Annotated in this window: 10 protein-coding genes and 2 pseudogenes (1 of these 12 running past the window's edge); 5 read left to right on the forward strand and 7 right to left on the reverse strand. The window is 33.9% G+C overall.

Annotated features, from left to right (window positions below; all coding sequences use genetic code 11):
- Positions 1-27: 27 nt before the first annotated feature.
- From WG67_RS01465 to WG67_RS01475, 3 genes and pseudogenes are all read right to left on the reverse strand, one after another.
- Complete coding sequence (locus WG67_RS01465) at positions 28-2,505, reverse strand: coiled-coil domain-containing protein (protein ID WP_070356793.1); 2,478 nt, start codon at positions 2,503-2,505, stop codon at positions 28-30.
- Positions 2,506-2,756: 251 nt separating this feature from the next.
- A pseudogene (locus tag WG67_RS05965) lies at positions 2,757-3,485 on the reverse strand (IS5 family transposase).
- Positions 3,486-3,588: 103 nt separating this feature from the next.
- Positions 3,589-4,866 (reverse strand): adenylosuccinate synthase, encoded by a 1,278-nt coding sequence (locus WG67_RS01475; protein WP_070357042.1) that lies wholly within the window; start codon positions 4,864-4,866, stop codon positions 3,589-3,591.
- Between the two features lie 180 nt (positions 4,867-5,046).
- Here WG67_RS01475 and WG67_RS01480 point away from each other — a divergent pair, with 180 nt between their 5' ends.
- The gene (locus WG67_RS01480; RefSeq protein WP_038198650.1) at positions 5,047-6,642 is read left to right on the forward strand and encodes a hypothetical protein; all 1,596 of its coding nucleotides are present in this window, start codon (positions 5,047-5,049) and stop codon (positions 6,640-6,642) included.
- Between the two features lie 51 nt (positions 6,643-6,693).
- Here WG67_RS01480 and WG67_RS01485 read toward each other — a convergent pair whose 3' ends face one another.
- The gene (locus WG67_RS01485; RefSeq protein WP_083250453.1) at positions 6,694-7,110 is read right to left on the reverse strand and encodes a GNAT family N-acetyltransferase; all 417 of its coding nucleotides are present in this window, start codon (positions 7,108-7,110) and stop codon (positions 6,694-6,696) included.
- Positions 7,111-7,118: 8 nt separating this feature from the next.
- Positions 7,119-7,829, reverse strand: a complete 711-nt coding sequence (gene ccmC, locus WG67_RS01490) for a heme ABC transporter permease CcmC (protein WP_010962525.1) — start codon at positions 7,827-7,829, stop codon at positions 7,119-7,121.
- A gap of 135 nt (positions 7,830-7,964) precedes the next feature.
- On the opposite strand from ccmC, the gene WG67_RS01495 reads away from it, so the two are divergent.
- The 4 genes and pseudogenes from WG67_RS01495 to WG67_RS08100 all read left to right on the forward strand — a co-directional run bounded on the left by WG67_RS01495 (position 7,965) and on the right by WG67_RS08100 (position 10,528).
- Positions 7,965-8,795: a pyruvate, water dikinase regulatory protein gene (locus WG67_RS01495; RefSeq protein WP_006280267.1), complete on the forward strand. Its 831-nt coding sequence runs from the start codon at positions 7,965-7,967 to the stop codon at positions 8,793-8,795.
- Between the two features lie 49 nt (positions 8,796-8,844).
- The gene (gene ykgO, locus WG67_RS01500) at positions 8,845-8,973 is read left to right on the forward strand and encodes a type B 50S ribosomal protein L36 (protein WP_006279631.1); all 129 of its coding nucleotides are present in this window, start codon (positions 8,845-8,847) and stop codon (positions 8,971-8,973) included.
- Between the two features lie 49 nt (positions 8,974-9,022).
- A complete protein-coding gene (locus WG67_RS01505) occupies positions 9,023-9,337 on the forward strand; it encodes an FtsB family cell division protein (protein WP_010962526.1) in 315 nt (104 codons plus the stop codon).
- 79 nt (positions 9,338-9,416) lie between these two features.
- Positions 9,417-10,528 (forward strand): annotated as a pseudogene (locus tag WG67_RS08100) (IS3 family transposase).
- Positions 10,529-10,624: 96 nt separating this feature from the next.
- Here the strand turns inward: WG67_RS08100 and WG67_RS01520 are convergent.
- Both WG67_RS01520 and WG67_RS01525 read right to left on the reverse strand, forming a co-directional pair.
- Positions 10,625-11,707, reverse strand: coding sequence for an efflux RND transporter periplasmic adaptor subunit (locus WG67_RS01520; protein WP_070356795.1), 1,083 nt, complete (start codon positions 11,705-11,707; stop codon positions 10,625-10,627).
- Positions 11,708-11,908: 201 nt separating this feature from the next.
- Positions 11,909-12,016 carry the 3' end of a Fic family protein gene (locus tag WG67_RS01525; RefSeq protein WP_070356796.1) on the reverse strand. Its footprint extends 975 nt past the window's final position, so only the last 108 of its 1,083 coding nucleotides appear in the window; the start codon falls outside the window, past its right edge; it ends in the stop codon at positions 11,909-11,911.

Consider the following 12,016-nt stretch of genomic DNA (forward strand, 5'->3'; position numbering starts at 1 on the left):
TAAGTTGCAACTTAACCCCAACCATCTTCACAATGATACCCTACCTACGTTTCTACTCTCTGCCACCTTCTCAATAGAACTTATAGGACTTATGTTGAAAGATAAATCATTATCACAATTTTCTTCATCGCTATCAAGTCCACTATCAACGCTTAAAGATCTGAGTAATGTTGTCTTCTCTCTCAGTGGAACATAAGACTCATTATCAACGCTTGAAGATTTGGATAACCTTTTCTTCTGTCGTGGAGCATTACCAGACTCATTAGAAATTTCTCCCGTTAATTGATTGTTGAAGCTCCTTTGTTCATCAGCACGAATTTTTTCTTCCAGTCCATCAAGCATTCCTACCAATTCATCACCCCATTCATTTTCTTCTTCTAATAATTGTTTACACTTTTCTTTCTCACGCTCTAGCTCGTTTCTTAACTCTTCGACTTTATCTTCATCTTTAGTGAGTTCAAGTGTAAGCACCTTATCTCCTGGAAATTCCTCGTACTCGTTTTCTAGTTCTTCAATGTTGAGTTTTAGTATCTCTTCTCCAAGTGTATCTTGTAAATCGCTATCCTGCCTATCTGATTCTTTAATCTTTTGCTCAATTTCTACTTGTACCTTATATTCCTGATCTAATTCTCTTAGCTGATCTTTCAAGCGCTCTTTCTGCTGGCGTCGTTCAACCATTATCTGTTCCGCATCTTCTCGTGCTTGATTTAGCTCTTTTTCCAAATTCTTCTTTCCTGCATTAACAATTTTCAGCTCTTCCTTTAGCTTTCTTTTTTCTTCATATACACCTTTAAGTTCTTGTGCTTTCCCTTGTAGCTCTTTTAACACACCTGCTAATTCTTCATTTTTTTGTGCCAGTTCAGTTTGCAATTCCGTGTTTTTTTGCTCCTCTTTTTCAAACCTGTCTTGTAAATTGCTATTCTGCTTCTCTAACTTTACAATTGTTTGATTAGCTTCTGCTTGGGTTGTTTCTAGTTTCTCCTGTAGTCGCTGATTTTCTTGTATTAATTCATGGTGCTTTTTATTTATCACTTGCAACCCTGCTTCTATTTTTTGCTTCAATTCAACAGCTTCTTTTTTCAAATTTGACATTTCTTGCTTCAATTCAACGTTTTTTTCGGACAGCATCTGATTATTTAAAATCAATTCATCCATTTGTTGTGAAGCAAATTCTGTCTGAGTTCCAGTGTGCTGTAAATTGACTTCCGTTTTAGTTTCGATTTGTTGTGAAGCAACTTCTGTTTGAGTTTCAGTGTGTTGTAAATTGACTTCCGTTTGAGTTGATGCATTGCTATTAATAGAAGGAGGAAGGCTATTGTCAGCATCAACTTTAGGGTCTAATTCCCCCTCTGGTTCCTCGCGATAGGCCGCTATAGACTCATTTTGAAAATTATTATTAGCAGTAGGTACAACATCAGCAGCCTTACCTTTTTCTAGTACAGCATCATATAAGGAGAGACCTTGAATATATAATTCATCGTTTTGCTTTATTAATTCTAAGATCTCATCCGATAGCACAAAATCTTCATCATTAAATTTTAGTACTTCAGTTATGCCATCGCTACTCACATTCATAATCATGGTACACATTTCGGATCCATCCTTTACAGGCCAAGTGCTTTTCATTTCATAATATGCGCCCTCTTTAAATTCATAATATCTTTCCTTACCTTTCCGATGAGAGTGTATTTCATGTTTTTTATTGCAATAGATATTCAGCTCTTTAATATCTTTCTCTTGCTGTAAAATGTCACTAATCCTGGTTTGCTCACTTCTATTGTAATTAATAAGATTGATATTCAAAACTCTATGAGTGTTATCAGTTTCTGTGTAATAAGCTCGAAACTCTACGCCTTTCTCTCCAAGATATTTACTTGCAGCTTCTTTTCCCTGCTCTGCCAACTTTATGCATTTATCTATATCTTCCTTAAAGCTCTTATTAGCAGACTCTGTTACTGCTTTATCTATGTACGTTTTTTTAAAATCTCCATCATTTATTAGGTCATAAAAACTCCACTTATCCCCAAAAGCCCTCTGCACGTAAGTGAAATTCTTTTTTTCCTTTAGTTTTCCTAAGAACCACACCTTTTCTTTCAGATTTTTTAGTTGAAAGCTTACCCTTGCCTTTACACTAGAGTTTTTGGCAGGAATACTAACTTCTTCTAATTCTTTAAGTAATTTGTTATTTTTTATAATTGAGGAGCAAAACTTTACAATAGCAGAATTTGCAAACGAAGGATCTTTTTTTATATCTTCATCAATAATTTCTTTAAAACGTGCAAATTGAGGTAGAACATAAAAATTGATTATTTCTTTTTCTGATCTTGTTTTATTAGCATAAGAGATATCACCTAATTGTGAATATAACTCTTTTAATGTATAGTAGATAAGCGTAGAGTAATAAACCTCCCTATTCAGTGAAGTTGGTCCAATACACTTTTCAAGTTGATCACCTGTTTTTCCTGCCTCTGCTGTTTTTTCTTCTTTAGCCAAACTTCCAATCATAATACACCTCCTTAACTATATTTATATTATACCAATTAACATATATTAAAAGAAATCAAACTGTATAACCTCGCCCTACACTAACTTTTATGATTACTTAATTGTGTAAAAATAACTGCAAGTGTTAAACTTGAGCTTTTATTTTTCATTATACATTTCTTACTACATGTTTATACTGTTGTCTTGCATAATAGACTATTCGAAGTTACACAAGTATTTTTTTTATTAGATAAGAGTTAGTAAGAGCCTGTTCATAATTTTTTCAGAAGTAAGGCAGTGAAAGCCAGAACTACCATTTGTAGGCTAGTATTGAGTTTTCGCTCACAATTTTTCCACAATCTTCTACATTTTTCTAACCAAGCAAAAGATCGCTCCACAACCCATCTTTTGGGCAATACAACAAAGGAACGTAATTCATTTCTTTTGATCACTTCAACGGTTGCACCAATAATCGTTTTTATTTGAGTTACAAAATTCTCTCCAGTATAGCCTGCATCAACCAGTACATTTTTAACTCCCGAGAGGTTTTCTTTTGCATTTTCGACCATTCTCACAGCACTGCTACGGTCAGTTATCTCTGCTGTTGTTGTATAAATTGCATGCTTGCGTATCTACTGCAATACGGCCCTGAAATCTTCTTGCCTGCATCATAGCTTCAGCAGTATCTGCATTTTTTATACTCTGTGCATCAATTATGCAGAAGCTTTTCCGACCATTGTTTTGTCGCAATTATTTTTTTTTAATACCAGCTCCAGAACACTTTCTTTATTTACATCTGGTTTTTCACTCCACTTCTTAAAATAGTCGTAACAATTGCGCCATTTTGGGAACTCTTTTGATACCATTCTCCACTGGCAACCACTTTTTAACACGTATAACACTCCACAAAATATATCATGTAAATCAAGTGTTCTTGGTTTTGTCTTCTTTCTGCAAGATTCCAGATCTGCTACAATAATCTCAAACTTTTCTCGACTTATGTCACTTGGTTATAAACTTCGCATATCCTACTTTATATACTTTATCCTCTCACTTTATCTCTTTTTTGAGATTACGTACAGGCTCTAAGATACAAAGACGTTTTCAGAAATCTTTAAGCTTAATAACATCCTCTCTCTTTGGACTAGTTGAGATTAGATGAATTGGTACACCTATTAATTTTTCTAACCCTTCTATATATTTTATTAAATTGATAGGCAATGTTTCAATCGACCTTTTACCTTGAGTGTTTTCTTTCCAGCCAGGAAACTCTTCATATATTGGCTCTAATTCCCCTTGTATTGAATGCGATGCGGGTAAATAATCATACATTTTTCCGCTATACTTGTAACCAGTGCATATTTTAATTGTATCAAAAGAATTAAGCACATCTAATTTGGTTAATACAATGCTTGAAACTCCAGAGAGTTGTACGGCCTGGCGCACTAAAACTGCATCGAACCATCCGCAACGCCTTCTTCTATTGCTCACTGTTCCAAGTTCCTTACCTATAGTAAACAAGCTATCTCCTACTTCATTTTTCTGCTCAGTAGGAAATGGGCCATTGCCCACTCTTGTTGTATAAGCTTTTACCACACCAATAATGTAAGCATTGGAGGATAACCCTGAGCCTGTTATTGCTTGCGATGCTACAGTATTACTTGAAGTAACAAAAGGGTAAGTTCCGTGGTCGATATCTAAAAATGCGCCTTGGGCACCTTCAAATATTATTTTCTTACCTTCTTTCATCAAGTCATTTAATATCTTCCACACAGGTTTTTTATATGAAAGAATTTTTTCTGAAATCTCTTGAATTTCCTTTAATATTTCTTCTTTTTTAACCACCTGGTAGTTAAGGCCTTTCCTGATAGCATTGTGGTAATTCAAAAGAGTATCCACTCTTTTATTGAGCTCATCTGCGTTTTCTAAGTCACAAAGGCGTATAGCTCTCCTTCCAACTTTATCTTCATAACATGGCCCTATCCCTTTGTTTGTTGTACCAATTTTGTGATTTCCATTTAAATCTTCAAATAGCTTTTCCTTGTCCTTATGTATGCTAAGTATTAATGGACAGCTCTCGGATACCATCAAGTTGTTATAGTTTACGTCTACTCCTTTAACTTTCAATGACTCTATTTCTGAGATTAGAGCGTGTGGATCAAGAGCAACGCCATTTCCTATGATAGATATTTTGCCTGGCCTCAAAACAGCAGAGGGCAGTAAATTTAATTTATAAACCTCATCATCTACTACTATAGTGTGCCCTGCATTATTTCCTCCCTGAAATCTCACAACTACATCTGCATTCTCAGAAAGATAATCTACTATTTTACCCTTGCCTTCGTCACCCCATTGCAGACCAACAATTACAATGTTATTCATCATTATTTTCTAGATTAATACATAAATATTAATGCAGTACGCTACAAATGGAAAGAGAAATCTACGCCTTTCCTACACCCCTTAAATAAAGAAATATACTGTCGATTTTCTTAATATATTACCAAATTATTCATCATTATATGATATAACTTACAGCATATTTACAGTAAGGTGTTATTTATGAAAGAGACAAAAGGAAAAAATAATAAGAGTCCAGTAGTTAGATTAAAGGCCACAGCTAAAGAGTTCAATTTTAGTAAATTAAGAGCAGATCAAGATAATAAATTAGCGAATTCCGGTGAAACAATGTTCTTAGATTTTCAAAGGATGAATTTTATTATTAACGGAAAAGAAATAGATAAAAATCTTATTATTGCATTTAAGGAAGGAGCTAAGCACCGCAAAAGCGAACTTTTTAATAGTGATGATATATATAATGACGAAATATTTAACAAAAAAGGAACAAGAGAAATAGATACGGATCATGGCAAAGCTTTTGTTGCTTCAGTACTCGAAGATATTGAGAAAGAGCTTGTAAGTAATGCATTGGGTGAGCTATGGAAAAATCACTGTGAAAATTCCAAAACTGCCAATCATCAAAAAACCGATTCATATAAGAAAGAATTTGAAGAATTTTACAATGCTGGCCAAAGGTATATCCATCTATTACCAACAGAGAAAGATGAAAACAAGGATTACCGTTCCTTTGCAAAAGAAGTTTTCAAAAAAATGTTCAGATACGCTGGGGCAGAAGTTCCAAGTGATGCTATTTTAGAAGAGCTAGTTACCAATTGTAATCAAGCAGGGTATGAGGCTGCTCCATTTATACAAACCCAACTTGCACTTGGACAGTCGTTCATAGTAGAAAATCCTAAAAAAGTAATAAATATTGATTGTGCTAACCAAAATAATGTGAGAATTAGATCTGATATGAGGCTACCAATACTCTCTGTTAAAAATCAAGTTATGCATGGCGATAAGATATGTAATCTGTCTAGTTCATTGGAATTTACAATTGAATCTCACAATGGTGAAGACTTTGTAACATACAGAGATGGTAAATTGTCACTTACTATTCCTAAAGAGTTAAAAAATTATAAAGATAATGGCAAGAGCTTGTTTGACATTATTAAAGAATATTTTCAGAAATTCTGTGCAAAATTAGGATTTAAACCTGAGACAAAAATACAAATAGAGCATGGCTTCGGTGCTCAAAGTAACTATTTAGATGGTACAATATCAACCACAGGATCAGATGCAAATGAAGAATTTATCAATCTTTTAAGCGAAAATCTCAGAGAGAGGTTATTGGGGTCAGGAGTTGCTCTAGAAGATGAAGATGTTGATGATGTTGTTGAAGTCAGAGTATCTACCGTTATAGATCTATTGAGTGATTATGCTAAATTGGAAGATAATAAAGAACACAGAGAGTTATTAATAAGTAAAGTAGCAGATAATTTAGGACTTTCCACTCAAGATAAAACAGCACCAGAAGTATTGATGGAATTAGGCTCTTTACCTTCTTTGACAAAAGGTCAGGTTAATCATAATCAAGTGCAGTCTGTTGTAAATACTTTTATTAAGTTAATTATTGAAGGGAAAAGCGAAGTATACAAAAAAGGAGGTGCGATTAATGCAATTCATAAGGAGATAGATAAGGCAATTGTTGAGCAAGAAAAAAAAGCAACCAACAAACAAGATATAGAAAATGATAAATGGACAGATAGAATCAAAAAACAGAATTATTCTGCGGAATCACATGAACATTTACCTTAAAGATATTAGTAGGCTCTTTAAATATTTTAGAGTTCATGGTTACAACGGTTGCTATTTTACAGTGCATCTCACAACACTTTCTTCAAAAATATACATGTTAACATACCCTGGACGTACAAGATCACACTTATACCCAAGCTTTTCATAAAATACTTTCGCTTTTTGAAAATTCATGGTTGCAACGGTTGCTATTTTACAGTGCATCTCACGACCATAATCATGAACTTCTTCCATTAGCTGCTTTCCCATACCTTTTCTTCTATAATCAGAGTGCACCCAAAGCAAGTCAGTGTAAATTGAACCATAGATAACAAAACCGCTACAACCTACAATAATTTGTTCAGTATCATCGCGAATAAAAAAAGCAAATGGGTTACACGTACCTTTATCAACGGTTTCTTCATTAATCTTTTTGAGTAGGAATTCAATGTCTTTGCTACTTGGTGATGTGGTGTGTTCTATTTTCATCTCTCGGCCTAATACCGCATACTGATTTCTCTCTTTATCTTATATAAATTAATTAAGTAAAGTGAATACAGTATCCACACTACTAAAAAAAATGTGGCACAAAACATAAACATTGCAACCAGTGGCAACAGCAGGGAACTTTCTATTGCTATTCCACCTTTTCTCAAAATGCTTGCTGGCTGATGGAGAGTGGACCATAAATTCACGGAAAATTTTACTATAGGAATATTTATAGCACTAAAGATGGCAAATACTGCTGCTGATTTTTCTGCCCTCGCTTCATTATCAAAAGCGCTCCACAATGAAAGGTAGCCAACATATAGGAAAAATAAAATCAGCATTGAAGTAAGCCTTGCATCCCATACCCACCAAGTGCCCCAGGTTCCTTTTCCCCAGATGCTGCCTGTGATTAAGCATATTGCCGAAAAGACTGTCCCTGCAGGAGCAGCAGCATGTGCCAAGACACTAGCAATGCTATTGTTCCATACCAATGAAATGAAACCAAGTGATGCAATTAATCCATATATTCCAAGAGCAAGCCATGCAGAAGGCACATGAATGTACATGATTCGTACAATTTCTCCTTGTTTATAATCTTCTGGAGAGAAGAATAACGCCAAAGACATTCCAATTAAAAAACATGCGAAACAAATAACCCCAAGCCAAGGTAGAGCTTTCTTAGAAAAATAAGAGAAATTTGTAGGCTTTAATAAAAACATTCGTTTTGAGAATAATTGTGTTAAGAATTTACCAATTAGTTTGAGTTTTATCAACAGGATAGTTTTTCTATATTTACGTAGGTCAACAAATTAGCATAATTTCAGTAGCAGATTGCTAGCTATTATTTTTAGTATATGACCCTTAAAAAGCTTAATCTACACTTAGTATCAGATTCAAGTGGTGAAACTGTTATATCAGTTGCAAAATCAGCTCTGAAACACTTTCGTTCTGTAGAAACGATCGAATATGTTTGGTCTTTTGTAAAAGGAGAAGAGCAGATTGACAAAATTCTGGAGGAAATTAATAGGAAAAGTGATGAGCATAATTTTGTTATATGCACTATTACTGATGATGAGCTAAGAAAATATCTAAAAGATAACTGTATAAAGTTGAAAATTCCCTATAGAGCAATATTATCACATATTATTAGAGAAATTTCGTCTTATCTTGAAATTGAAAAAGACGAAAAGCTTGACTTGCATACTGAGATAAATAACGAATATTTTCAGCGCATTGAGGCAATAAACTACACTATTAATCATGATGATGGACAAAATATTCAAGATATTGATAAAGCAGATATAATTTTGGTTGGAGTTTCACGTACATCAAAATCTCCCACCAGTACGTATTTAGCTTACCGAGGCTATAAAGTTGCAAATATTCCTTTTGTTAGTGGAGTACCCTTTTATGTTGACTTGGCAAAATTAAAAAATAAACTAACGATAGGGGTAACAATAGACGTAAGTAGGCTAATAGAAATACGCAAAAATAGACTTACTTCAATTAACAACGAAGATAATAATATATATGCTAACCCTGAGAAAGTAGAAAAGGAAATTAAAGAAGCAGAGGAGCTCTTTAAACAGAATAACTGGCCAATTATCGATGTCACGCAAAAGTCGATCGAAGAAGTATCAGCAACAATTATACAATATTTTAATAAAATGTTATCAATTGACTAACTCTTGATAAGTGATTATAATGTAAAGTAATTTAATTCTTACTATAGATATGAAAGTCAAAGGGTCGCTAAAATCTCATCGTAACAGAGATAAAAATTGTAAAGTTGTGAAAAGGGGTGGTAAGATTTACATTATAAATAAGGTAAAGCCAAGGTGTAAAGCGCGTCAAGGTTCTTAGCTTTTTGTTCACCTTTTCATGTTATATATTTTTTATATGTGAAAGTACGGTGCTTATATCTAAAAAGAAGCAAAAATTACTGTGTTTAAGCGCAGCCTTACTCATTTCTTCCCTTACATTATATTTCAGCATTAGCACAATTACAGGTAAACGTGGCTTATTGACGTTAATCGATTTAAAAAAAGAAATCGAGTACAATAAACTTTTGCTAAAGGATGTCTCTTCTGAAAAGGAAAAGTTGGACAACAAAGTATTTGGCTTATATGAAAAAAGCTTAGATTTAGATCTGCTTGATGAGCAAGCAAAAAATGCTTTAGGTTATGTGAACCCTAATGAACTTATGGTTGTTCTTGACGTGGAATAGCAGTAGTGACCTTACCCAGAAAAAGTGGAGAGAAAGAAAAGAGTTTTTTTGGGTAAAATAAAATTTTGGAGGATTAGAAATGGTAAGAGAATATACAGCAGAATTCAAATTGGAAGCTGTTAAGCTGGCAAATGAACAAAGAAAGGTAGGTCAACCAGTTGCAAAAGTAGCAAGAGATCTAGGAATAAGGGATAGTGTATTAGGAAAATGGATGAAGAAATATAACGAAAAAAAGTCAGCGGCAAATGCATTTCCAGGTAGAGGTAACATGGCTCCTTACGACAAAGAGAGGTTTGATTTACAAAGAGAGTTAGCAAGATTAACAAGGGAAAGAGACATTTAAAAAAAAGCCCTGGCCAGTCAAAAAGAGTAAAATATTTTTTTATAAAAGAGTATAGTAACTGCTATAGGAATTATGTAGGATTTTCTGCTAGTGGCTACTATAAGTGGACCACAAGAAAAATAAGCAGTAGAGAATCAGCAAATAAAGAGCTACTCGCAGCTATTCAAAAAATATATCAAGTTTCTAAATGTAGATATGGAGCTCCTAAAATTCATGCTGAATTGAAGGCTTTGGGTAAAAGTTGCAATTTGAAAACGGTGCAAAGTATTATGCAGAAAAATGACATCAGGGCTATACTGAGAAGAAAGTTTAAAATTAAAAAACAACAAACAGATAATAGAGCTGTAGCTCCCAATATACTAGATCAAAACTTTATTGTTGATCAACCAAATAAAGTATGGGATTACTTACATCAAAACCAAGGAGGGATGGCTATATTTGGCAGCAATAATTCTCACGTATGGTAGTTAATGAGTAGTGCAATAAATAAACAATTGGTTATGAACTCTTTATTAATGGCCATTAATAGGCGTAAACCTGTTAAAAATCTACTGCTGCACAGTGACCAAGGTTCACAATATACTGCGCAAGGGTACACAGAAGCAATGAAAGCTCAGTGACCAAGGTTCACAATATACTGCGCAAGGGTATCAATATCTCTTAGCTGTAAAGAATATAGATGAGTAATAAAGGCTCTTGTTACGACAATTCTGTTGCAGAAAGCTTCTTTAGCTCATTGAAAAGAGAAATACTTATTGATACTTCACAACACTCTGCTCAACAAACTAGAACTGCAATATTTGAATACATAGAAATTTTTTATAACAAACAACGTCACTATTAACTAGTGCATTCCAGAACAATTTGATGCATCATTCTTTTTGTAAAAAACATTCCACACTTTCTCTCCACTTTTTCTGGGTAAGGTCAAAGGATCTTATGTCTTAAACCTTATCACCAGGCTTAACAAATAGGTGGCCCAATACTATTAACTTTATGGGTTTATCTTCGTTATTTGCTACTATCCAAACCCCATCGCTCTCATGATCAACAATTTCTATTGGTGCAAATACTACATAATTATTGTCATCAACAATCTTTATTCCAAGAGCACCCTCGTCACTTAAGCTCAGGGCTGAAGAAGGAACTTTATATGCAAATCTTTCGCCTGAAGGTAGCCTTACGTTGGCAGTTAGTCCCTGCAAGGATATCATTTTATTATTAGTTACCTTTACTTCTACCCTATAAGACCCAGTTTTAGGCTCAGCAATTTTACTAATAAAACTTACTTCACCTGCCAATTCTTTTCCGTCCAGCAAATTAATTTGAGCTGTGCTGCCTAGCTCTATTTTATTTACTTCATTTTCCGAAACGTATAACACTACAAGAATTTGATCGAAATTAACCACGTCAGCTATTTTTTGCCCAGCATTAACAAAATCCCCTTCGTTTGCATTGATTTTATCAATATAACCATCTATAGGAGATGTGACTGCAGTATTTTCTAAATCCAATTCTAGCCTTTTTAGGTCAGCTTTTGCACTTTGTAACGCAGTAAAAGCTGCTTCTACTTGTATTTGTGCCCCATAGCCTTTTTTATTCAGTTTGTGAGAGGAATCATACTCAATTTCACGCTGCTTTAATAAAGCTTTGGCTTTCTGAGCTTGCTCAATCCTGTCATAATCTTCTATCTTTAACACTACATCATCTCTTTTTACCTTTTTACCATCAGGTAAATAAATAGCAATAATCTTACCACTTATTTTTGAGACAAGGCTAGCTCTATGTAAGGGATTTACTGTACCAGAAAAATTTAAATATATAGTGCGGTTTTGCGGCGCACATTCTTGAGTTTTTACTGAAAAGCTACTAGTTGCATTATCGCTATGAACCGCCTGATCTTTTTTTAAAAATGCACTGCTGATAAAAAACAGTAGAATAAAAGCAATACTGGAAATGATGATTACTTTATTTCTCATCTTTAAACAATAGAATTTGTTGATCAATCTTGTTAGAAACAACTGCATAAATTTTCGAATCAGAAATGTAAGTATAATACATGTACCATTGTCACTCCATAAATAGTTTTATATGAGAACAAACACAAGATTTTCCTACAATAAGTAAGTTTTTTATTGCTAAAATGCAATTTTTAATCGAATAAAATTGCAAACAAAGTTGTGCATAAGACTGGATTTAAAAAAATCTCGAAAAACATACTAAAACTTTTAAATAATAACTTTATATCTAGTGGCTTTGCCTTCTCCAAGACGCTGTAAGTATTTCATCCCTAGCAGTTTCTTTGTAATTGCCTCTACTGTTCTTGGAGGAAATCC

This window comes from Wolbachia endosymbiont of Drosophila incompta, from assembly GCF_001758565.1.
Taxonomy (GTDB): Bacteria; Pseudomonadota; Alphaproteobacteria; order Rickettsiales; family Anaplasmataceae; genus Wolbachia; species Wolbachia pipientis.